At 72.1% G+C, this 23,540-nt stretch carries 12 protein-coding genes; 4 read left to right on the top strand and 8 right to left on the bottom strand.

Going from position 1 to position 23,540, the window contains the following annotated elements; all coding sequences use genetic code 11:
* Positions 1-34: 34 nt before the first annotated feature.
* The 4 genes from ACIBK0_RS14265 to ACIBK0_RS14250 all read right to left on the bottom strand — a co-directional run bounded on the left by ACIBK0_RS14265 (position 35) and on the right by ACIBK0_RS14250 (position 16,075).
* On the bottom strand, positions 35-5,443 hold the full coding sequence (locus ACIBK0_RS14265; RefSeq protein WP_399079253.1) for an SDR family NAD(P)-dependent oxidoreductase: 5,409 nt from the start codon (positions 5,441-5,443) through the stop codon (positions 35-37).
* On the bottom strand, positions 5,443-14,127 hold the full coding sequence (locus ACIBK0_RS14260; protein WP_399079251.1) for a type I polyketide synthase: 8,685 nt from the start codon (positions 14,125-14,127) through the stop codon (positions 5,443-5,445). The genes ACIBK0_RS14265 and ACIBK0_RS14260 overlap by 1 nt, the downstream gene beginning before the upstream one ends.
* A gap of 237 nt (positions 14,128-14,364) precedes the next feature.
* The gene (locus ACIBK0_RS14255; RefSeq protein ID WP_399079249.1) at positions 14,365-15,723 is read right to left on the bottom strand and encodes an NAD(P)/FAD-dependent oxidoreductase; all 1,359 of its coding nucleotides are present in this window, start codon (positions 15,721-15,723) and stop codon (positions 14,365-14,367) included.
* Between the two features lie 82 nt (positions 15,724-15,805).
* Positions 15,806-16,075 carry an acyl carrier protein gene (locus tag ACIBK0_RS14250; RefSeq protein ID WP_189192031.1) on the bottom strand — a complete coding sequence of 90 codons (270 nt, stop codon included), beginning with the start codon at positions 16,073-16,075 and terminating at the stop codon, positions 15,806-15,808.
* A 244-nt stretch (positions 16,076-16,319) separates the two neighbouring features.
* On the opposite strand from ACIBK0_RS14250, the gene ACIBK0_RS14245 reads away from it, so the two are divergent.
* Both ACIBK0_RS14245 and ACIBK0_RS14240 read left to right on the top strand, forming a co-directional pair.
* A complete protein-coding gene (locus ACIBK0_RS14245; RefSeq protein ID WP_399079246.1) occupies positions 16,320-17,102 on the top strand; it encodes a 4'-phosphopantetheinyl transferase family protein in 783 nt (260 codons plus the stop codon).
* A gap of 28 nt (positions 17,103-17,130) precedes the next feature.
* Positions 17,131-17,907: a thioesterase II family protein gene (locus tag ACIBK0_RS14240; protein ID WP_399079244.1), complete on the top strand. Its 777-nt coding sequence runs from the start codon at positions 17,131-17,133 to the stop codon at positions 17,905-17,907.
* A gap of 113 nt (positions 17,908-18,020) precedes the next feature.
* Here the strand turns inward: ACIBK0_RS14240 and ACIBK0_RS14235 are convergent, their stop codons facing one another.
* A complete protein-coding gene (locus tag ACIBK0_RS14235; RefSeq protein WP_399079242.1) occupies positions 18,021-18,425 on the bottom strand; it encodes a hypothetical protein in 405 nt (134 codons plus the stop codon).
* Positions 18,426-18,595: 170 nt separating this feature from the next.
* Here ACIBK0_RS14235 and sigJ point away from each other — a divergent pair, with 170 nt between their 5' ends.
* On the top strand, positions 18,596-19,543 hold the full coding sequence (gene sigJ, locus ACIBK0_RS14230; protein ID WP_399079240.1) for an RNA polymerase sigma factor SigJ: 948 nt from the start codon (positions 18,596-18,598) through the stop codon (positions 19,541-19,543).
* A gap of 146 nt (positions 19,544-19,689) precedes the next feature.
* Positions 19,690-20,043: a VOC family protein gene (locus ACIBK0_RS14225; protein ID WP_399079239.1), complete on the top strand. Its 354-nt coding sequence runs from the start codon at positions 19,690-19,692 to the stop codon at positions 20,041-20,043.
* Positions 20,044-20,194: 151 nt separating this feature from the next.
* Here the strand turns inward: ACIBK0_RS14225 and ACIBK0_RS14220 are convergent, their stop codons facing one another.
* The 3 genes from ACIBK0_RS14220 to ACIBK0_RS14210 form a co-directional block, all read right to left on the bottom strand.
* On the bottom strand, positions 20,195-20,725 hold the full coding sequence (locus ACIBK0_RS14220; RefSeq protein WP_399079237.1) for a flavin reductase family protein: 531 nt from the start codon (positions 20,723-20,725) through the stop codon (positions 20,195-20,197).
* Positions 20,726-20,830: 105 nt separating this feature from the next.
* Positions 20,831-22,306, bottom strand: coding sequence for an amino acid adenylation domain-containing protein (locus ACIBK0_RS14215; RefSeq protein WP_399079235.1), 1,476 nt, complete (start codon positions 22,304-22,306; stop codon positions 20,831-20,833).
* Positions 22,303-23,442: an acyl-CoA dehydrogenase family protein gene (locus ACIBK0_RS14210; RefSeq protein WP_399079233.1), complete on the bottom strand. Its 1,140-nt coding sequence runs from the start codon at positions 23,440-23,442 to the stop codon at positions 22,303-22,305. The genes ACIBK0_RS14215 and ACIBK0_RS14210 overlap by 4 nt, the downstream gene beginning before the upstream one ends.
* Positions 23,443-23,540 lie beyond the last annotated feature (98 nt).

Genomic DNA, 23,540 nt, shown 5'->3' with positions numbered 1-23,540 from the left:
GGGCCCGGGCCGCGCGGCCCGGGCCCCCGGGCGGTCATGCCTGGTCCGTCGGCCGCTCGGGGCCGGACGCGACGGTGGTGGCCGGGTACCTCTCCTCGATCAGCTCGTGGAGGAAGGAGCCCCAGTGGATGCCGGGGCAGGCGAAGAAGTCACGGCTGTTGATCTCCAGGCCCAGATCGTCCCGGCAGCGGCTGATCAGCTCCATCACCATGAGGCTGTCCAGGCCCATGTCCGCGAGCCGGGTGTCCTCGGTGAGGGTGTCCAGCTCCAGGCGCAGGATCTCGGAGAGCTGGACGCGGATGTACTCATTGAGCTCGGCAAGGCGTTCGGTGCGGCTCAGGCCGAGCAACCGGGCCGTCAGCGCCCCCAGTTCGGCGTTCTGCGGCTGGTCCGCGGCAGGCGCGCTGCGGATCTCGCTGAGGATGGGCCGCTCCCGCCGCGCCTCCATCAGGTCGCGGAACAGGGTCCAGTCCGCCGAGCACACCGTACGGTGGGCGACCGAGTCGACCACGGCCTCGCCGAGCAGCTCCAGGGCGTGGTCGGGGTTGAGCTGGTGCAGCCCGATGGAGCGCAGGAACGCCATCACCGAGTCGTCCGCCAGCCCCGACCGTGCCGCCCACGGTCCCCAGCTGACCGTCGTGGCCGCCAGGCCCTTCAGCTGCCGGTAGTACGCGAAGGAGTCCAGGAAGGCGTTGGCCGCCGAGTAGCCCGCCAAGTGCTGCGAGCCCCAGACCGAGGCGATCGAGGAGAAGGAGACGAACAGGTCCAGGTCCTGGTCGACGGTGGCGTTGTGCAGTGCCCAGGTGCCGTCCACCTTCGCGTGCAGGCAGCGGTCGTACGTCTGCGGGTCGCTCTCCCGCAGGAACTGCGGCTCCGAGAGGCCCGCCGCGTGTACCACGCCACGCAACGGCCGCCCGGACAGCCCCAGTTGGGCGGTCAGCGAACGCAGCGCCGTCTCGTCGGCGGTGTCCAGCGCCACCCCCCGTACGTCGGCGCCCTGGGCCTCGATCCGGCGCACCCCGGCGATCCTGGCGGCGGTGGTGTCGTCGTGCGGCTCGTCCCAGACGGAGCGGTCGGGCAGCCCCGTACGGCCGGCCAGGACGACGGTGCCCGCGCCGTTGCGTGCGAGCCACTCGCCGATCAGCAGGCCGAGGCTGCCGAGACCACCGGTGACCAGGTAGCTTCCGAGGTCGCTCAGGTGCGGTGCCGGACGTTCCGCGGACTCGTCGCCGGAACCGGCCGCCACCAGCCGGGGCACCAGGACGGTGCCGCCGCGCCGGGCCGTCAGGTCCTCGGCGCTCGGGGTCGCGAGCAGGTCGGCGATCCGCTCCGCCTCGTCCGGCTCGCCCGCCGGATCCAGGTCGAGGAGGCCGCCCCACAGCTCGGGGTGTTCCAGGGCGGCCACCTTGCCCAACCCCCACAACGGGGCGGCGGGCAGGCAGATCTCGCTCTGCTCGGGTCCGGTCCACTGGGCGCCCCGGGTCACCACCCACAGCTGGGTGGCGGCCTCCTCGACGGCCAGCTGCCGGGTGGCGGCCAGGAAGACGTGCTCCGCCTCGGCCCTGGCCTGCCCGACGGACTCGGCGTCGTACCCGGCCACCGGCAGGTCCAGGCCGCTCAGCAGCACGAGATGTCCGTACGGCCGGCCCGCGTCGAGGGCCCGCAGGACCGCCTCCGAGGACGGCTCGGCCTGCGTCACCACCGCCCCGCGCAGCGTCAGTTGCTTGGACACGGCCTCCAGGAGCCCCGTGTCCGAGCCTCCCGAGCCGACCAGCAGCACCCGCTCGTCGCGCAGGCTCCGCTCGCCGAACGCATCCGGGTCGGCCGGGCGCCAGACCTGCTCCCACACGGTCTCCGCCCGCGCGCTGCGCGGGATCTCCTGTGCGGGCTGGGTAGACGACCGCAGATGGACGTCCCGCATCATGATCAGCACGCTGCCGTCCGAGCCGAGGATCTCCAGGCCGCCCCGGAGTTCGCCGTCCTCCTCGGCCGGGTCCAGCCACCCGTGGATGTAGCGGCGGGTGCCCTCGGGCACCGCCGTGGGCACGGGTGCCCCACCGGCCCCCGGGGCCTTCTCCGACTGGCGCAGCAGTCCGAGCGTCAGGTCCAGCAGGGCGCCCCGGGGCAGCTCCTCCGCGGCGCGGTTGACCTCGGCGAGCACCTCGCCCGGCCCCTGGTAGACCTCGTTGAGGACCGGCTCGGCCCAGCCGGGTACCACGATGTCGGCCGGGTCGACCGGCACGCACCGGGTGCGTACGGCATCGAGGTCGCCGTCGGCACGCCGGGTGTCCGTGGAGCGGCGCACCAGGACACCACGGGCGTGCAGCCGCCAGCTGCCGCTCTCGGCGGAGTCGACGCCGTGCCGGGAGAAGCAGAGGAACAGCGATCGGCCCTCGTCGTCCTGGGGCAGTACATAGACCCGTATCTGCGCGGGCCGGTGCTCGGGGTCGAGGAGCAGCGGCTCGCCCACCACGAAGCGGTCCACGAGCCGGGGCTGCGCGCCGGGCAGTTTCGCGGCGCCCGCCAGCGCCCAGTTGCAGAAGCCGCCCGCCGACACGGACCGGCGGCCGTCCGGGCCCGTCTGCACGAACACCTCGGACAGCTCGTCGAGCGCGGGCGAGAAGGTGGGCGCGCCGGACAGCAGATGGCCCTCGAAGAGCGCCCCTGGGGCATCGTCGGCCGCGTACTCGGGGGCGTCGCCCTGCGCGTCGTCGTTGAACCAGTACCGCTCGCGCTGCCAGGGGTAGCTGGGCAGCGACGTGGGCCGAGGCTTCTCGTCGCGGTGCACCGCGGTCCAGTCGACCGGTACGCCGCGGTGGTGCAGCGCGCCCAGGGCCTGGCCCACGATGTGGGTGTCCTCGCGGTCGCGGCGCAGCGACGGGATCCAGCCGACGCCGTCCTCGGGCAGGCAGCGGGCGCCGAGCCCGAGGAGCACCGGAGCCGGGCCGAGTTCCAGGAAGGTGCGGCACCCCGTCTCGTACAGCGTGGTGACGCCGGCGTAGAAGCGCACCGGCGCGAGCACGTGCTCGGACCAGTAGGCGGGGCGCAGCTGTTCGGGCCCCCACTCGCGGCCGGTGACGTTGGAGATGATCGGGTACCTGGGTTGATGGAACGTCAGGGTCTCGGTGACCTCCCGGAATTTGTCGATCATCGGGGCCATCAGCGGTGAGTGGAAGGCGTGCGAGACGACGAGCCTGCGGTGCTTGACGCCGCGTCCGGCCAGTACGTCGACGACCTTGGCGACCTCGTCCTCGGGACCCGAAAGGACCACGTCCGTCGGCCCGTTGACCGCCGCCACCGCCACGCGCGGCACCGGACCGGCCTCGGCGATCGCCGCCCGGACGGTCTCCTCGTCGCAGACCAGGGTCTCCATGACACCGCCCGCCGGCAGCGCCTCCATCAGCCGGGCACGCGCCGTGACCAGCTTGGCGGCGTCGTCGAGGGAGTGCACACCGGCGACGCAGGCGGCGGTGATCTCGCCCAGGCTGTGCCCGATCAGCGCGGTCGGCCGGATGCCCCAGGACTCCCACATCTTCGCCAGCGCGTACTCCACGGCGAACAGGGCGGGCTGGGTGAAGCCCGTACGGTTGATGCGTTCGCCGTCGGACAGGACGGGGCCGAGCGGTTCCTCCAGATAGCGGTCGAGCGCCTCGACCACCTGGGCGAGCGCGTCGGCGAAGACCGGCTCGGCTGCCGCGAGCGAGGCGGCCATCCCGGCGTACTGCGAGCCCTGGCCGGTGAACAACCAGCCGAGCCGGCGCGCCTTCGCGCCCGACGGGCCGTGCGTGGTGACCTGGTCGGCGCGCTCACCGGCGGCGAACGCGGCCAGCCCGGCGGCGAGTTGCTCGCGGTCGCCGGTCACACTGAGCCCGTGCTTCATCCGGGCCCGCCCGATGTGCGACGAGTAGCAGATGTCCGACAGGGTGCGGGCGTCCGCCACCCGCACCCGGCTCTCGTACGTGCCGGCCATCGCACGCAGCGCCTCGGGGCTGTTGGCGCTGAGGGTGAGCAGGCCCACCTCGCGCGGGGTGCCCTCGCGGGGCGCGGGCTGCGGCGCCTCGGCGAGCACGGTGTGCGCGTTGGTGCCACTGGCGCCGAAGCTGCTGACCCCGGCGATCCGGGGTCCGTCCGGCCAGACCGTCTCCTCGGTGGTGACCTTCAAGTTGATGGCGTCCCAAGGGACTTGGGGGTTCGGGCTGTTCAGGTGCAGATGCTTCGGGAGCGTGTCGTGCTGGAGGGCCAGCACGACCTTCAACAGGCCCGCCGCGCCGGCGGCCGGCTCCAGATGGCCGATGTTGGTCTTCACCGAGCCGACGAGCAGCGGTCGTCCGGCCGGTCGCCCGGTGCTGGTGACCGCGTTCAGGGCCTTCAGCTCGATCGGGTCGCCCAGCTGGGTGCCGGTGCCGTGCGCCTCGACATAGGTGAGTTCGGCGGGGGAGACCCCGGCGTCCTTGAGCGCGGAGGTGATGACGTTCTGCTGCGCGGCGGGGTTCGGGACCGTCAGCCCGCTGCTGCGCCCGTCGTGTTCCGTGGCGACACCCCGGACCACCGCGAGGACCCGGTCCCCTGCGGCCTCGGCCTCGCTGAGCCGCTTGAGCACGAACAGCGCGCCGCCCTCACCGCGGGCGTAGCCGTCCGCGGAGGCGTCGAACGTCTTGCAGCGTCCGTCGGGCGACAGCGCCCGCAACTTGCTGACCAGGACGAAGCCGTACGGGGAGAGCATCAGGTTCACCCCGCCGACCAGCGCCATGTCGCAGGCACCGGACCGCAGCGACAGGACGGCCTGCTCCAGCGCCACCAGCGAGGAGGAGCACGCCGTGTCGATCACCATGCTGGGACCCTGGAACCCGAACGTGTACGAGATCCGGCCGGCCAGGAAGCTCGGCTCACCGATCAGCTGATAGGCGTCGACGTCCGCCATCGAGCCCTTCTGCTGGCGCATCCGTACGTAGTCGCTCGTACTGGCACCGAGGAAGACGCCGACCCGGCTGCCCTCCAGCTCGCTCGGCGGCAGACAGGCGTTCTCCATGGCCTCCCAGGCCAGTTCGAGCACCAGGCGCTGCTGCGGGTCCATGCCCGCGGCCTCACGCGGCGAGATCCCGAAGACGGTCGGATCGAAGGTGTCCACCGGGCCTTCGAGGAAGTTCCCCGACAGCGTGTACGCGGTGCCCGGATGGTCCGGGTCCGGGTTGTAGAAACCGGCGATGGAGTGCCGCTCCTCGGGGAACTGTGAAGTCGAGTCGCGGCCGTCGGCCAGGGACTGCCAGAACTCCTCGGGCGTGGCGCCGCCCGGCAGCCGGCAGGAGAGACCGATCACTGCCAGGGGCTGTGGCTGTTGGAGCTCCTGGACCCGGGCGCGCAGACTGCGGATCGTGCCGAGGGAGTCCTTGAGCCGGCCGCGGAGGACCTCCTGGCTCGGCTGCTCGGCTTGGCTCTTCGTCATCAGTTCTCCTCAAATCCCAGCGCCCGTGAGTCGGAGATCTCCGCCTCCAACTGGCGTAGCAGTTCGTCGTCGTCGAGGTCGTCCAGGTCGTCGGCGGGCTCGGCGCCGGCCTCGTCGAGTTCGGCCGGATCCGCGGCGGCGCCCTCGGAACCGGCGCCCGGATGGCCGAGCTGCTCCAGCAGATGCGCGGTCAGCGCCAGCGCGGTCGGGTGCTCGAAGGCCACCGTCGAGGACAGCTCGGTCTCCAGCTCGCGGGACAGCCGCAGCCGCAGTGTCAGCGACATGACCGAGTCCATGCCCAGCTCGAAGAAGCCCTGGTCGGCGCGGAGTTCGTCCTCCGACAGGCCGAGCACCCCGGCGACCTGGGCGCACACCCAGTCGAGCATCCGGTCCCGGCGCTGCACCGGGTCCAGCGAGCGCAGCCCGGCCACGAACTCGGTACCGCCGGTCTGCCGCGCCGCCCCCAGGACCGCACGGAACAGCTCCCGGTGCGGGGCGTCGGCGAGCGCGCTCCCGAACAGCTCCCAGTCCACGTCGGCCACGCACGCGTGCACTGTGTGATCCCAGGCCAGCAGGTCGAGGGCGGTGACCAGGTCCCGCTCCCGCAGCGGGGCGACCCCGCTCGACTTCAGCAGTAAAGTCGTCCGTTCGTCGAGGAGTTGACTGCCTTCGAGCGGCATCAGCTCGATGTGCGTCACCGGCAGCCCGCTCGCCCTGCGCCGCGCCGCCAGCGCCCGCAGCGACCAGTCGGACGGGGCCGCCGCACCCGTGACGGCACCGCCCCAGGTGCCCGGCACCGAACCCAGCAGGACGAAGAGGCGCACCGGATCCTTGGTGGTCAGCCGGTGCAGCAGCTCGGCCGTCTCGGCGCGGTTCCACTCGGCCCGCAGCGCGGCCTCGGTGGTCTCCTCCAGCGGGGTCGCCAGCTCGGGAGCCGCCGCGCACACCACGCCCGCGATCCCGGTGTCGGCCCGCAACTCCTCCACCAGCGCGGTCAGTTCGTCCCGCGAGCCCTGGGTGCGTACGGTGCGGACCTCGGCCCCCGCGGCACGCCACTGTGCGACCCGGTCCTCGACGGACAGCCGCTCGGCCTGCTCGGGTTCCGCGTCGGCGAGCACGATCCGCCGGGCGCCCGCGCCGACCAGCCAGTCCACCACGGGCGGCACCAGGGCGCCGCCCGCGCCGGTCACCAGATGCCAGCGCTCGGCCGACAGCGGCCTCTTCTCGGCCCGGTCCGGCGCGTCGGCGCGCACCAGCGAGCCGACCTGGACCGAGGAGTGCTCCACCCGGATGTGCTCGTCGCCCGGTGCGCACAACAGCCGCGTCACCAGCGTGCGCAGCTCCTCGGCGCTGCCCCGGCTCAGGTCGACATGGCCGCCCCAGGCCTCGGGTCGGGTCATCGCCAGGGTGCGGCCGAGCCCGGCATGGGCCCCCTGGTTGCCGTCGGGGAAGCCCTCGTGGCCGGTCGGCAGCAGGGCGTGCCGGGTGACCAGCCACAGCCGGGGCGGAGTCCCGTCGGCGTTGGCCAGGGCCGCGGTGAGCGCGGTGGTGACGCGCCGGCCGTCGGGGCGCGAGTCGAGGTCCTCCAGGGGCCACAGGTCGCAGATCCCGGTGGTGCCCTCGTTCGCGTGCACCGCGAGCAGCGTCTCCCACTCCGCCCGGTCCGCCGGGTTCAGGACGAGACCCTCGCCGCCCGGTACGTCCGCCGAGCGCACCCGGCGCACCTCGCAGCCCGCGGCCCGCAGCCCGTCGGCCACCGTGCCAGCCAGGTGTTCGGTGTCACCGCACACCAGCCAGCGCGTCGCGGGCGCGACCTGCGCACCGTCCCGGCCGGACGGGCGCTGGCCCGCGGCGTTCCACTCCATCCGGTACAGCAGGTTCGCCATCCGGTCGCGGTCCGCGTCCGGCGCGGCCGTTTCGGGGCCGGCGGCCAGGCGCAGCCCGGTCAGCTCCACCACGGCACGATGCGCCGCGTCGAGCACGGTCACGTCCGCCTCGGGCTGCCCGTCCGCACCCGCGCGGACCGGCCCCCGGAACACCCGTACGGTGCCCTCGACCGCGGCCCTGACCCGGACCGACGCGATGGCCGCGGGCAGGGGCTCAGCGTCGGACGGTTCCGCGGCGTCGTCCGCGACCAAGTGCAGTGCCAGCCGCAGCAGATCGGCGGGCAGCCAGTGGCGTGAGGCTCCGTCCGGCAGGTCCACGGTGACGTCCGCACCGCCCCGGCCACTGCCGGCCGACCGCACCCCGAGCCCCGGGAAGCGGTCGGCCAGCGTGGCCCGGAGGGGCTCGTCATCGGCCAGCAGGCCGAGGCCGGGAGCGTCCGAGGCAGGCCGGGTCGAGGCATCGGTCGACGCGCTCAGCGCGGGTCCGTGACCGTCCCCGTCCCCGGACAACGGGCGCAGTACGACCGTGCCCTGCCGGGTGTCGACCACGGCCTGCAGGTCGGCCCGGCCCTCCGCGTCCGCTCGGGGCGCAGTGCCGAACCGTACGTCGTCGAGCGCCGGCGCCGGGGAGCCCGTCGCCGCGGCGCCGGCGAGGGCCGCCTCCAGCAGCGCGGGCGCCGACACCGTCGTACGGGATCCGTGGCGGCTGATCTGCCAGGGGCTGCGGGTGCCGTCGACCGTCACCGGAAGCAGCGCCGTCCACGCCGTGGTCGTCGGCCGCACCGGCGCGCCGACGAGGGCGCCCGATCCGGTGGCGCGGTTCACGGGCGTGTCCGGCAGCCAGTGCTCCTTGCGCTGCCACGGATAGCCGGGCAGATCGACGACCGCGCGGCCGGGGCCGGCGAAGGCTGCCCAGTCGACCGGGGCGCCCTGCGCGTGCAGCGTGCCCAGGCTCGTGAGCAGCGTGCCCACCTCGTCCTCGTCGCGGACCAGGGAGGGGAGCACCACGGGGCGTTCCACGCCGGCGGCCTGCAGGGACTCCTCGGTGCCGGAGACCAGCACCGGATGCGGGGACACCTCGACGAACACCCGGTCCTGCGGGTCCTCGACCGCGCTCACCGCGTCCTGGAAGAGTACGGTGTTGCGCAGGTTGCGGCCCCAGTACGCGGCGGTGAGCGCGGAGCCCGCCACCTCGCCGCCCTCCACGGAGGAGTACAGCGGGATCCGGGCCTCGGACGGCGCCAGGTGCGCCAGGCCGGACACCAGCCGCTCCCGCAACGGTTCCATCAGCGGGGAGTGCGGCGCCACCGGCACCTTGACCCGGCGGACGAACACATTCGCCTCGGTCAGCTCCTCGGCGAGCTCCTCCAGGGCGCCCACGTCGCCGGCGACGACCGTCGTGCGCGGGCCGTTGATCGTGGCGATGCCCAACGTGTCCTCGTACAGGACCAGATACGGCGCCAGCTCCTCGCGGGGCAGCCCGACGACGATCGAACCGCCGGTGCCGACCAGCGTGTCGAGCAGCCGCGAGCGCAGGCACAGGATCTCCGCGGCCTGCGCCAGGGTCAGCGCCCCGGCGGCCCAGGCGGCGGCGACCTCGCCCATGCTGTGCCCGACGACCGCCTCGGGTACCACACCCCAGCTGCGCCACAGCTCGACCAGGCCGACCTGCACCATGAAGATCAGTTCCTGCGGGATGCCCTCGTCGAACGGGCGGCTGTCCGGCTCACCGCGCAGCGAGGCCAGCGGGGACCAGGCGATCCACTTCCGCATCTCCTCCTCGCAGGCCAGCACCGCGTCCCGGAACACCGGCTCGCTCCCGAGGAGTTGCCGTCCCATGCCGGCCCACTGGGAGCCGAACCCGGAGAAGACGAAGACACAGGAGCGCTCCAACTCCGCCGTCCCGGTGAGCACCTGGGGATGCTCCTCGCCCTTGGTCAGGGCGCGCAGGGCGGAGCGGACGCCGATGACGTCCTGGCCGACCACGACGGCCCGGTGGTCGAGATGGCTACGGCGCGCGGACGCCGTGTACGCCAGGTCGGCCAGGGTCCTTGCGTCTCCCGAATCCAGCAGCGCGAGGTACTGCCTGGCGGCATCGGGCAGCGCCGACTCCTGCGCGGCGGACAGCGGCAGCGCGAAGCGGGCCGGCGGCTCGCCACCCGTCTCCTCGGCAGCCGGGGCCTCGGCCACCAGGATGTGCGCGTTGGTGCCGGTGAAGCCGAAGGAGCTGACGCCCGCGATCCGGCGCCGCCCGTCCTCGGGCCATCGCTCCGCGCCCGTCGCGATCTCCAAGCCCAGCTGTTCCCAGGCGACTTGGCGGGTCGGTGTGGTGGTCACGCCGATGTGCGGTGCGATCCGCCCGTAATGCACCGACAGGACCGCCTTGATGAGCCCGGCCATTCCGGCCGAGGCCTCCAGGTGTCCGATGTTGGGCTTGGCGGAGCCGACCAGGAGGGGTGCGCCGTCGGCTCCCCGGGGACGCAACGCCTGTGCGAGCGCACGCAGTTCGATGGGGTCGCCGAGCGGGGTGCCGGTGCCGTGCGCCTCGGCGTAACCCACGTCGCGTCCGCTCAACCCGGCTTGTTCCAGCGCCTGTTCGATCAGTGCCCGTTGCGCGGTGCCGTTCGGCACGGTGAGACCGCTGCTGGCGCCGTCCTGGTTCACCGCGCTGCCGGGCAGCACCGCGTAGATCCGGTCACCGTCGGCGAGCGCGGTCGACAGCCGCTTCAGCACGACCGCTCCGGAGCCCTCGCCGCGCAGATAGCCGTCCGCCGCCTCGTCGAACGTACGGCAGTGGCCGCTGGGGGAGAGGGCGCCGCCGGCCGAGACCGCGACCGGGATCACCGGGCTGAGGATCACGTTGACACCGCCGGCCACCGCGAGGTCGATCTCGCCCTGGCGCAGGCTCTGCAGGGCCAGGTGCACGGCGGTCAGCGAGGACGAGCAGGCGGTGTCCACGGCCATGCTGGGCCCGGTCAGCCCCAGGAAGTAGGAGAGCCTTCCGGACGCCCCGGCGAAGGAGTTGCCGGTGCCGTAGTAGAGGTCCACGTCCTGGAGATGGCTGCCGATGTGCTGGGCGTGGTCCGAGCTGTTCATGCCGACGAAGACGCCGGTCGCGGAGCCGCGCAGCCGGTCCCGGGTCGCCCCGGCGTCCTCCAGGGCCTCGTAGGCGACTTCGAGGAAGAGCCGGTGCTGCGGGTCGAGGCTGCGGGCCTCACGGGGCGAGATGCGGAAGAACGCCGCGTCGAAGCCGTGTACGTCGTCGAGGTAGCCGCCCCGTAGCGAGGTCATCGTGCCGGGCGTCCACGGTCCGTCGGACAGGAACGCCTGGCCGTCCCAGCGGTCCGAGGGCACGTCGCGGATGACTTCGCGGCCGTCGAGCAGAAGCTGCCAGTAGTCCCGCACGGAGGGGCTGCCGGGGAAGCGGCAGCTCATGCCGACCACGACGATCGGATCGTCGGCGGGGGCCTTCACGGGGGCGGCTTCCACCGCGGGAACCGGTTCCGCGGTGGGCGCCTGCGGTGTCTTCTTCGCGAGCAGCTGCGGCAGCAGATGGTCGACCAGTTCGTCCAGGCAGGGGCGTTCGAAGGGCGTGGACAGGGGGATGTCGAGACCGAGCCGCAGTCCGAGGCGGTCCACGAACTCCACGATGCTCAGCGAGTCCAGACCGAGGTCGGCGAAGCCGCGCCGGGGCGGGATGCGCCGCCCCGGATCCTGGCCGAGGATCTCCGCCAGCGTCTCGGACATCAGCCGCATCAGGGACCGGCGCTCGCGGTCGGTGCCCGCCGCGTCGGCCGCGTCGGCGGTGCTGGGGCCCGCGGCGGCCGTGCCGGAGGTGTCCGGGGACTCCGTTGTCTGCGCGGAGGTTCCGGTCCCGTCCGCCACCGCTCCCGCCGGGGGATGGTACGGGGCGGTGGCGGACGAGTCGGCTTCCCGGTCGGCCCCCAGGGGGGGTGGGGCCATGACCGGGGCGGCACCGCCGGAGCCGAGCGGCTCCGGCGGAGTCGTGGGCGCGCCGGAGGGCGTGCCGGTCAGGTCGAGCTGCTGGGCGGGTCCGAGGGGCTTGCCCGACGGGTCGAGCAGCTGCACGGCGAGCCGGGCGGGCGCGACCTCCGCGCCTGGCACCGCGCCCGGGGCGTACTGCGCACCGGGTGTGACCTCGGGCAGCCAGAACGACTCGTGCTGCCACGGGTGCCGGGGCAGCTCCGTGAGCCGGCCCGGGACCAGATCGGCCCAGCGGACCTCGGCGCCCGCGCAGTGCAGTTCGGCGAGCGAGGAGAGCAGCGTCGCGGGCCCGTCGGTGTCCCGGCGCAGCGATCCGACCGCGACGCCCTGGCGCCGCAGCGCCTTGAGGGCATCGGTCAGCGGGCGTACGAGGGTGGGGTGCGGGCCGATCTCGATGAAGTCGGCACCCATGTCCTGCAGCAGGCCTCGCACGGCGGGCCAGAAGCGGACGGGCCGCAGCACGTTGGCGGCCCAGTACGCCGCGTCCAGCGTGGCCGGCGGCTCCTCGGGCGAGACGGTCGACACGAACGTCTCGGGCCGGGCCACCGCCGCCAAGTCACCCAGTTCCGCGCGGAGTCCCTCGGCGAAGGGGGCCATCGCCGGGCTGTGGAACGCGTAGTCGCCGGGTACGAACCGGGCGGTGACGGACCGCTCGCGCAGCAGCGAGGCGATTGCGTTCAGGTCGTCCTCGGAGCCGGCGAGGACGGTCGAGGTGGGCCCGTTGACCGTGGCGACCGTGACGGCCCGCCCGGTGCCGGTGGCGGCCTCGACCGCCTCTTCCTCGGAGAGTGCCACCGCGAGCATCCGCCCAGTGCCCGCGGCGGCGGCCATGATGCGCCCGCGCCGCACGGCGAGGTCGAGCGCCGTGGGCAGGTCGAGGGCGCCGGTGAAACAGGCGGCGGAGATCTCGCCGAGGCTGTGCCCGACGACCTTGGACGGCTCCACGCCACGGGAGCGCCACACCTCGGCGACCGCCAACTGCAGGGCGACAACGGCAGGTTGAGCAAGCTCGGTGGCGGCGAGATCGCTGTCGCCGAGCAACTCGCGCAGACCGGGCAGGCCCGCCTCGCGCAGCACCGCGTCGGCGGCCTCCAGGCAGGCCGCGGCGACCGGCTCGCGGTCCCACAGGTCCAGGCCCATGCCGCGCCACTGCGAGCCCTGCCCGGAGAAGACGAAGACGGTCCGGTGGCGCCGCCGGGGCTCGGCGGTGCCGGTGACGGTGCGCTCGTCGGGGTTGCCCTCGGCGAGTTCGAGCAGCGAGGCGCGCAGTTCCTCGGCGTCGGCGCCGATCACGGTGGCGCGCGCCTCGTGATGGGTGCGCCGTACCGCCGCGGTGTGCAGGACGTCGGCCAGCGGCCGCACCCCGTCGAGGGTGCCGGCCAGGTCGCGCGCGCGTTCCTGGAGGGCGGCCTCCGTGGAACCGGAGAGCAGCAGCACCCGCGGGGCGTCCGCCTCGGGCGCACCCGCTGCGGGCGCCTGCTCGGGAGGCGCGGACAGCAGCAGATGGGCGTTGGTACCGCTGAGGCCGAAGGCGCTCACGCCGAAGAGGGTGTCCGCGGTCGCCTCCAGCGCCCTGGCCTCGGCTGAGATGCTCAGCGGTCCGTCGGTCCAGGGGATGGCGGGGTTGGGCGTGCCGAGGTGCAGCTGCGGCGGGACGACCCGGTGCCGTGCGGTCAGCACGGTCTTGATCAGGGCGGCGACACCGGCGGCCGCGTCCGTGTGCCCGAAGTTGGCCTTGTGCGAGCCGATGTGCAGCTTGCGCCCCGGGTCACGGCCGGGGCCGAACACCTCCGACAGCGCGAAGGCCTCGATCGGGTCGCCGAGCGGCGTACCGGTGCCGTGCGTCTCGACGAATGCGACCTCGTCCGGGGTGGCGTCCGCGCGCCGCAGGGCCTCCCGCAACAGGGCTTCCTGCGCCGAGGCGTTGGGGACGGTCAGGCCCGCGCTGCGGCCGTCGTGGTTGAAGGCGCTGCCCCGGATCACCGCGAGCACATGGTCGCCGTCGGCGAGCGCGTCGTCGAGCCGCTTCAGTACGACGACACCACAGCCCTCGCCGCGCACGATGCCGTCCGCGTCGGCGGCGAACGGCTTGCACCGGCCGGTGGGCGACAGGGCCTGCACCTTGCTCATGAAGATGGACAGTTCGGGGGCGGCGAGGACGTTGACGCCTCCCGCGAGCGCGGTGTCGGCCTCGCCACCGGCCAGCGCGCGGCAGGCCAGGTGCACGGCCACCAGGGACGAGGAGCACGCGGTGTTCACGGCGAGGGCGGGCCCGTGCAGCCCCAGGGTGTAGGCGACCCGGCCGGGCGCGAAGCTGAACTCCTTACCGCTCGCGTAGTACGGGTCGATGCCCTTCACTCCGCGCGTCTTGGAGTGCAGCAGCGTGTAGTCCATGCCGAGCATGCCGAAGAACACGCCGGTGCGGGAGCCCGCGAGCTGGGGCTTGGTGAGACCGGCGTGCTCCAGGGCCTCCCAGGAGACTTCGAGCAGGAGCCGCTGTTGCGGATCCATCTCGCGTGCCTCGCGGAACGAGATGCCGAAGAAGTCGGCGTCGAACCGGTCCAGCCCGGGCAGCACTCCCGCATAACGGCAGTACCCGGTGCCGGGTGCGGCCCCGTCCTCACTGATGTACTCGGGGCCCCAGCGCTCCGGGGGGATCTCTCCGATCACGTCGACGCCGTCGCGCAGGACGTTCCAGAAGGACGCGGGATCGACCACCCCACCCGGATAACGGCACCCGATGCCGACAAGGGCTATGGCCGGATCGGTGGTGATTCCGTTGCGGGCGGGCATGGATCCCCCTCCAGGAGTGCGACAGACGGATGGTGCGGACGGACGTCCGGGTCCGGGTGGCGGGAGGGGCGTCCACGCCACCCGGGTCGTGCCCGGCAGCGGTCGGCTGCCGTGGTGCCTCCCGGCCGGGCGGGGCAGGTACGCCCGGCCGGCGAGGGCGTGTGCGGCCGGCCGGACAGGGCCTCGCCGGCCCTGGTCCGCCGGTGCGGGCCCAAGCGGCCCCCGGGACGCCGGGGCCTAGAACTTGGCCGCCGCGGAGGGTGCCTTGAGCGTCCCCAGGTACTTGTGCCAGAGGTGGTTGGGGTCGCTCTCCACGGCCTCGACGATCTCCCGCATCGCGGCGAGGGCCTTGGGCTCCCCGTCGTACACATCGCCCTGCAGCATCTTGAGGACGTCCAGGCGGTAACGCGGGTCCTGGACGAACGCCGTGAAGAGGATGTTGAGGCGGTAGTAGATCGAGATGAACTCGTACCAGTTGTTGACCGCGCCGCGGAGCGTGTTGACGTAGCCGTCGAAGCGCTCCTTGCGGAAGTCCCCGGCCTTGTGCGCCGCGATGATGTCGGCGGCGGCCAGGCGCGCGCTGTTGAGCGCGACGCTGACACCGCTGGAGAAGATCGGGTCCACGAACCGGGCCGCGTCGCCGATCATCACCAGCGAGTCGTCGGCGATCTTGGTGAGCGCGTAGCTGTAGTCGCCCTCGGCCTTGAACTCCTTGACCCGCTTGGCGTTCTTCAGCGCGTCCTGGAGGGCCGGGCGGCTGCCGATGGTGTCCCAGAAGAAGGTCTCCAGGTCGTTCTTGGCCTCCTTGAACCGGGCCTTCTGGGTCACGACACCTATGGAGGTGATGGTGTCGGTGATCGGGATCTGCCAGACCCAGGTGTCCTCCAGCGGGAGGAAGTGGATGAAGATGTAGTCGGCCTGGTCCTTGTTGACCGCGAGCGCCTTGCGGTCGAAGTCGTCGAACCAGGTGTGTACCGCGTACTGGTTGAAGACCGGGTCCGGCTCCTTGACCTTGAGCTGGCTGCCCATCATGGTGCGGCGGCCGCTCGCGTCGATGACCATGCGGACGGGGACGCCGACCGACTGGTTGCCGACCTTGGCCTGGATGACCGGGCGGTCCCGGTCGGTGAAGTCGACGCGGTTGACGCGGACTCCGTGGTAGACCTTCGCGCCCAGGCTCTCCGCGTGCTGCAACAGGATCTGGTCGAACTTGCCGCGGTCGACGTGGAAGGTGTGGTCCCGGTCGACGCCGGCCTGGTCCCGCTCGCTGAACAGCACCTCGGCGGCGCGGAAGTCGTGATCCAGGCCCTGGAAGCCCATGTGGTCGATGTCCCGGTCCTCCGCGGAGGTCCAGGCGGCGCCGTACTTCTTGGGGAAGCCCGCGGCCTCGACCTTCTCCATGGCGCCGGTCTCGATGAGCACCGGCGTCGTGGCCGGGACCAGCGACTCGCCGACGTGCTCGCGCGGAAAGGTCTCCGATTCGAAGACCACCACGGACAGCCCCTCCTTGGCGAGGTAGGAGGCGGCGGTGGAGCCGGCCGGCCCGCCGCCGATGATGCCGATGTCGTAGTCGTAGTTCGCCGATGTCTCGGACACGTGATCTCCTGTCGCGAATTCGGGTGGATGCGCTGTGCCGTGGCCGCGAGGCCGGTGCGGCGGGTCAGGCCGCAGGCCCAGGTCAGTGAGCGGGCGTACGCAGGGACAGCAGCAGGTCGGTGATGCTGTCCAGGTTCTGGAAGTTGGTGCCGGTCAGCTCGGTCGGCGGGATGTTGGTCCCCAGCTCGTCCCGGATGAAGGTGAGCAGCTGCGCGGTGTTGATCGAGGTGAGGATCCCCCACTCGAGCAACGGGGTGTCCGGGGCGATGCCCTGGGCGTCGGGCTCCGCGAGCAGCCGTTCCTGGATGAACTCGGTGAGCTGGGTGATCAGTTCGTCGCGGTCACTGGCCACGCCGTACCTCCTGGAGATGCGTTGAGGGGCGGGTGGTCCCGCCGGGGTTCAACGGGGGACCCAATGGAGTTCAACGCCCGTTGATTTCAACACCTGATGATGTCATTTCCTGATGAACTCTACTAGTGTTGAGTTCATCGTCAAGAGGCCAACGGGCAGTGATGACCGAGCGGTTGGAGATGCGATGCCCCAAGCGATGGCTCATGTGATGACTCCGACGGTGCCCCGAGTGAGGGCGCGACCGGTGACCGCGGCCCGGTTCGGGCCGCCCGCCGGAGAAGTGCATGTCTGGGCGGTACGGGAGCCCGGCCCCGGTTCCGAGCGGGCGCTGTGGCGCTGTCTGGAACTGCTCTCGCCGGACGAGTTGCGACGATGGCGGCACATGGTGCCCTCGCAGCGCGCGCTCTACGCCTCGGCACATGCGGCGCTACGGGCGGTCACGGCGGTGTACGCCGGTCTGATGGCGTCCCAAGTCACCTTTACAACAGGCAAGTTGGGAAAGCCCTACGTGTGCGGCGACCCCGGGCTCAGGGTCAGCCTCGCGCACACCGAAGGGATGTCCCTGGTGGCCGTGAGCCGCGACGGTCCCACAGGCGTCGACATCGAACGGATCAGGCCGCTCAGAGATCCCGCGGGGCTGCGCCGCCAGGTGCTCTCCGACATCGAGGCGGAGCACTGGCCCGCGGATCGCGAAGGACCTCTGAACAGTGGGCTGTTCACCCACTGGGCGTGCAAGGAGGCGGTCCTCAAGGCCCTCGGCAGCGGACTGGCAGGCGATCTCACCGCGGTCAGGGTCACTCCCGGTGCGCGACGCTCGGGGCCGGTACGGGTGCAGTCGGCTCCCGGCTCGGCGGCGCGGACGTGGAACCTCCGACTCGTCGACGTCGGACCGGAGTTCAGGGCTGCCGTGGCGGTCGCCGGCGGCGGGCACGTCGTACGGAACTTCGCCCTCGAACCCGGCGAGCGGCCCGAGCTGCCCTCGCCGGCCAAGCCCTGGAGCCCCGCACGCCCGAGCCGTCGGCCATGAACTCCCACGTCACGAAGGAGACCCCGCCATGCAGCAGTTGAGCAGCACCTCCGCACCGACCACCACCACGTCCGCGCCCGGCCGCGCCCGGCAGGGCCGCCCCACGCTGCTGTGCCTGCCGCACGCGGGCGGGGCCGCACGGGCCTTCGCGAGCCTGGAGGCGGCGTTGCCCGATGCCGCGCGCATGACCCTGCTGGAACTGCCGGGACACGGCACCAGGATGGCCGAGCCGCTGCGCGAGGACTTCGGCACGGTCATGGAGGACCTGATCCGCGGTTCCGCCCCGCACACCACGGGGCAGTACGTCCTGCTCGGGCACAGCATGGGGGCGGCGTTCGCGTACGAGATAGGCCGCTACTGGAGCGCCCTGGGCCGCCCACCGGCCGGTGTCGTCGTGGTCGGCCGCAACGGCCCCACCGCGCGGCGCACCCTGCCGGACCTGCACACCCTGTCCGCCCCGGCCTTCCTGGAGTCCGTGCGCCGCCTCGGCGGCACCCCGCCGCAGCTCTTCGAACACCCCGAACTGGTCAAGCTGTTCACCCCGGTCCTGCGTGCCGACTTCACCATCTCCGAGACGTACACCCCGCTGCCGGGGCCGCCGCTGGCCTGTCCCCTGTGGGTGTGCGCGGGCGTGGAGGACCCCATGGTGGACGACCCGGGCCTGCGCGACTGGGAGAACCACGGCGCCGGCGACGTCGCCATCGAGTGGCTGCCCGGCGACCACTTCCTGCTCGACGACCCGGCGTTCCATGCGTACGTGGCGGGGGTGCTGCGGACGTTGCCCGAGCCCGGGACGACGGCCTGAACCCGTCGAGCCTGTGGTCTGGGCGGACCACGAGGTCGAGCACGGCAACTTCCGGTCCGTTTTCAGTGGATGGTTGACTGTGGTGGCAGTGGCGACACCAGTTCGCGCGGCGGTTACGACCGGGTGCCGGAGCGCTCCGACAAGCGGGCGGACAGCACCTGGCCCAACGCCAGCACGCTCAGACCGAACATCAGGATGCCCAGGGGCATATGGAGCGACGGCATGTGCGCGATGCCCAGCACCACCTGCACCGATGCGAGTACGAGGAAGCCCGACGCGTACAGGATGGGACGGGGCGCCCCGCCGCCCGGCCGCCACGCCAGGATCGCGGCCAGCACGTACAACATCGATGCGCCGTACATCACGCGCGCTCCGGCGCTGTGCAGTACCTCGCCGTGGGACGAGGACAGCAGCAGTCCGGCGGTGACCGCCTGGAAGAAGATGGCCAAGGTCTGCAGGGCGATCGCGACCTGCAGGAACGTAACGCTGCGGTGTGCTGCCGTCGTCTGTGTGGACATGGCACGGTCCCCTCTTCTGCCTCGCGGCGGTGATCGGTAGTGTCTCGGTGGTCCGACGACGTGGGCCCGCGAAACGTGAGGCGAAGCGCCACCCTCATAGCCCGGTGCGGTGTTTCGCCGAAGTGGCGAGAGCCGTGGCGGACGAGAAGAACCAGGGAGCGGTCGCGACCATGAGCACCCCATCCGAACCAGGGCATGACCGGCCCGAGCCGGGCCTGAGCGCGATCGTCGGCGAGCGGCGGCATCTGATCAATCTCGCCTACCGGTTGCTCGGTTCGCTGGCCGAGGCCGAGGACGCTGTCCAGGAGACCTACGCCCGCTGGTACGCGATGCCGCGGCAACGGCAGGAGGCCATCGAGTCGCCCGGCGCCTGGCTGACGACGGTGGCCACCCGCGTCTGCCTGGACCTGCTCGGCTCGGCGCGGGTCCGGCGCGAGCGCTACGTCGGCGCATGGATACCCGAGCCGCTGCCCGACCGTACGGAGTGGATCAGCGGGCCGGCGGTGGGCGGCGGGGCCGAGCCGGCCGACCCCGCCGACCGGGTCACCCTGGACGAGTCGGTGAACATGGCCTTCCTCGTCGTACTGGAGTCGATGACGCCGGCCGAACGCGTGGCGTTCATCCTGCACGACGTCTTCCGGTACCCCTTCGCCGAGGTCGCCGACATCGTCGGCCGGACGCCGGCGGCCTGCCGGCAGCTGGCGTCCTCGGCCCGTCGGCGCATTCGTGCCGCGCACGCTCCGGCGGTTCCGACGGCCGGGCAGGCCGGTCTGGTGCGGCATTTCAAAGAGGCGTGGGAGGCCAGGGACATCGAGGCCCTCGTCGATCTCCTCGACCCCGACGCCACGATGATCGCCGACGGCGGCGGACTGGTCGGCACCGTCCTCCGCCCGGTCGGGGGCAGCGAGCGCATCGCCCAGTACCTGATCCACATCGCCGACAAAGCCCCTGGGCTGACACTCCTGGAGCGGACGGTCAACGGCCAGCCCGGCCTCGTCGCCCAGCACGCCGGCGTCACCGTGACCGTGGCGGCGTTCAGCCTCACCGGCGGCCGCATCACGCACATCTGGGCGGTCCGCAACCCGGAGAAACTCCGTACGTGGACGGAGAACGTCTGAGACGGACGCCCAGGCACCCAGAAGAATGTGACGGGGTATCAGAGGGTGGAAACGGGACTCACTTCCGCTCAGTCCCCAGGAACGGTGTGAGGCGGGCGATGGTGTGGTGCCGACCCGCCCGATCGCCGTCCTGGCAAGATAGCGGCATGGAACGTGTGCTTGGAATCGGCGGATACTTCGTGCGCGCCACCGACCCGGGGGCCCTGAGCGCGTGGTATCGCGATTGCCTGGGCCTGGACGCCGATGAGAACGGCCTGTGGCGTCAGGAGACCGGGGTGACGGTGTTCGCGACGTTCGAGTCCGAGACCGACTACTTCGGGTCCCGCGCCCAGCAGACCATGCTCAACTTCCGAGTCCGTGACCTGGACGCGATGCTCGCGCAATTGCGCGCCAAGGGAGCGGACGTGGCCCAAGAGACTCAGGACATGGAGGGTGTCGGTCGATTCGGCTGGGTCACCGATCCCGAGGGCAATCGGCTCGAGCTGTGGCAGCCCGTCTGACGGTGGCAGCAGGCAGGCAGCAACGTGCCGGTATCCGAGCAGGTTGTCGAGGTGCTGACGTGTTCGCCCACGCCGAGACACACTGGTCCTCAGAGCCGTCGGCCCTCACCCTGCCGAACAGGGGCGAGGGCCGGCGGCGCAACAAGCCGTCTCAGGCGGCAGGGTGTGCGTGTACCTCGGAGAACTGGGCCCGCCAATAGGCCAGCGGCGTATGGGTGGTGGAGACGTCGCCGTGCACCAGGCGGCCGATCAGCACCTGGTGGTCGCCCGCCAGGTGGCTGCTCGTCAGGATGCACTCCGCGAACGCCACGGTGTTGTCGAGCAGCGGCGCGGAGGTTCGCTTGCCCGCGGACCAGGGCACGCCCTCGAACCGCTCGGGCACCGGCGACGCGAAGGTGCGCGCCGTCTCGGTCATGCCGGCGGAGAGGAAGTTCACCGCGAAAACCGAGCTCTGGTGGATGGCTTCGAGGGTCGCGCTGGGCTGTTTGACACAGACCAGCAGCAGTGGCGGCGAGGCCGATACGCTGCACACCGCGCTGCAGGTGAGGCCGCGTGGTTCGCCGTCGGCCGTGAGGCTGGTGACGACGCTCACCCCGGTCGGCAGGGACCCCATCACCGAACGGAAGGTGTGGAGGTCGACCTGGTCCAACAGGGTGTCGGGAGAGCTGAGTCGTTCAGACATGGGCAGGTCCTCGTCTCTGAGGCCGAGGCGGATCAGGGCCGCGGAAGTCATCGGGGTTCACCGGGTGGCTGTCACGGGGATGCGCCGGATGTCTGGCACCGGCGCTCACCGTGCGTCGACGGCGGTGATCTGGTTCAGCAGGGCCTGACGGTCCGTCTTCCCGTTTCCGGTCAGCGGCAGTTCGGGGACGACATGGACCGCGTCGACCACCATGTAGAGGGGCAGCCGGTCGGCGCACTCGCGCTTGAGTTCGAGCAGCCCGGGCCCCTTGGCGCCTTCCGGGACCACCACGGCGTGGATCTTCGCGTCCAGACCGCTGCCCACCACGACACACGAGGCGGCGGCCACCTTGGGGTTGGCGGCGACCACCGCCTCGATGTCGCCGAGCTCGATGCGATGCCCGCGCACCTTGACCATGTGGTCGCGCCGGCCCACGTACTCCAGCATTCCGTCGGGCCCCATCCTGCCGATGTCACCGGTGAAGTACGCGCCCTTCTGCGGCTCCTGGCCCCAGTAGCCGAGCATCACCGTCGGACCGCTGACCACGATCTCGCCCTCGCGCTCGCGCGGCGGGTGTATCCGGATCCGGTCGCCGCTGACGGCGGTGCCGATCGGCAGCGGACGGGTACTGCCCAGATCGCGGTCGGTGACCTCGTAACTGGTGCACACATTGGTCTCGGTCGGCCCGTACCAGTTGAGCATCCGCACGTCCGGCCACGCCTTGCGCAGCTCGTGGACCTGCTGGATGGGGAACGGCTCCCCGGCGAAGACGCACACCCGCAGATCGGCCGGCGGCTCGCCGGTCAGCAGTTCGCCGCGCTGCATCATCAGGACCAGCGCGGACGGCACCGAGTACCAGACGGTGATCCGCTCGCGACGCAGCAGCGCGCCCAGCTGCGCCGGGTCGTACGCCAGGCCCTCGGGCACCAGGACGACCGAGGCACCGGCGAGGAAGGTGGCGTACAGGTCGAAGACGGAGAGGTCGAAGTTGAACGGCGCGTGGTTGGACAGCCGGTCGTCCGCCGTGACACCCACTTCTTCGGCGGCCCAGCGGATGAAGGACAGCGCGTTCCGGTGGCTGATGCAGACGCCCTTGGGCTCGCCGGTGGAGCCGGAGGTGTAGAGGATGTACGCCGGCTCGTCCGGCTCGTTCTCGTACGGCGCCGGGGCGTCCGCGGCCGGGGCCTCCTCTCGCACCTCGGCGAAGGAGGCGAGCCGCAGGGCGTCGTCCCAGTCGACGTCCGCGGCCCGCCGGATGCCGTCGGCGTCGGCGACCACCAGGGCAGGCGTGCAACTGGCGGCGATCCGCTGCACCCGGGCGGCCGGGTTGTTGGCGCTGACCGGTGCGTAGATCGCGCCGATGCGCAGCGCGCCCTGCATGAGGGCGATGGCGTCCAGGGTCTTGTGGGTCCACAGCACGACCCGGTCGCCGGGGCGCACCCCGCGCCGGTGCAGCGCGGCCGCGTACCGGTCGGCGAGGTCGTCCAGCTCCCGGTAGCTGAACACCCCCTGGGACGAGCGCACGGCCGGGGCGTCCGGGGCGCGCCGGGTGGAGTCGATGACGAGCTGGTGGAGCCTCACAGGCCTATCTCCTTCACTATCAACTGACGCTGGATGTCCGAGGTTCCCGAGAAGATCGTGCTGGGCACGGCATCGCGCAGTGCGGCCTCGATGCCGTCCTCGCGCAGATAGCCGCGGCCGCCGAAGATCCGGACCGCGTCGGCGGCGGACGCCAGCACGCCCTCGGACACGGCCAGCTTCGACAGGGCGATTTCGAGCACGGAAGGATCGCCCTGGTCCATCGACCAGCAGGCGCGGTACAGCAGCAGCCGGGCGCTCTCCAGGCGCAGCTTCATGTCGGCGATCCGGTTGGACACCGACTGGAACTCGCCGATCCTGCGCCCGAATTGACGCCGTTCCCGGGCGTGCGTCACGCACTGCTCCAGGAGCCGGTCGAGCAGCCCGACGTAGAGCGCGAAGAGGCAGGCGCGCTCCCAGCCCATGGAGTGCTGGAAGATCGCCGCGCCCGCGCCGACACCGCCGAGCACCTGCTCCTCGGGCACGAAGCAGTCCTCGAAGGTGACCGAGCCGGCCGGGCAGGAGTGCATGCCCATTTTCTCGTAGGGCTTGCCCACGACGACACCGGGCGTCTCCCGGTCGACGACCAGGCCGGTGACACCGAGGAAGCCCATCTTGGGATTGACGGTCGCGTACGTCACGTACACATCGGCGGCCGGTCCGTTGGAGACGAAGCTCTTCGTGCCGTTGAGCACGAACCCGCCGTCGGCGGGCGTCGCGATCGCGCCGAGCCGTGAGGAGTCCGAGCCGGCCTCCGGCTCCGTCATCGCGTTGCCCGCGATCAGCCGGCCCGAGGCCAGTTCGGGCAGCAGCCTCCGGCGTACGGCATCGGTGCCGAACCGCGCGACGGGCACGGCGCAGGCGAAGGTGTGCGCGGCCGCGCCGAACACCAGCCCCGTGTCGGCGCAGCCACGGCCCACGGCCTCCACGACGCGCGCGGTGTCGAGCGCGCCGAGTCCCTGCCCGCCGTACTCCTGGGGAAGGCAGGAGCCGAGCATGCCGATCTCACCGAGCCGCAGCCAGTCCTTACGGGTGTAGAACCCGTGGCCCGCGCCGGGCGGAGCGGGGAAGGCAGCCCGGGTCGCCTCGAGTACCTCGTCGTAGCGGGCCTGTTGGCCCTCGTTCCAGCCGAACTCCACATCTGCTCCTGGGGTACGGGGAAGGGGGCGCGCCCTCCCCGAGAGGCGGTTTTCGAACCCCGGCCGGGCGTGCCGCCCACGTTCGAAGTCCGTCTCTC

The organism is Streptomyces sp. NPDC050564, assembly GCF_044457265.1.
GTDB lineage: Bacteria > Actinomycetota > Actinomycetes > Streptomycetales > Streptomycetaceae > Streptomyces.
Note: the sequence above shows the minus strand (reverse complement) of the source record. Positions and strands in the feature narration are given on the sequence as shown.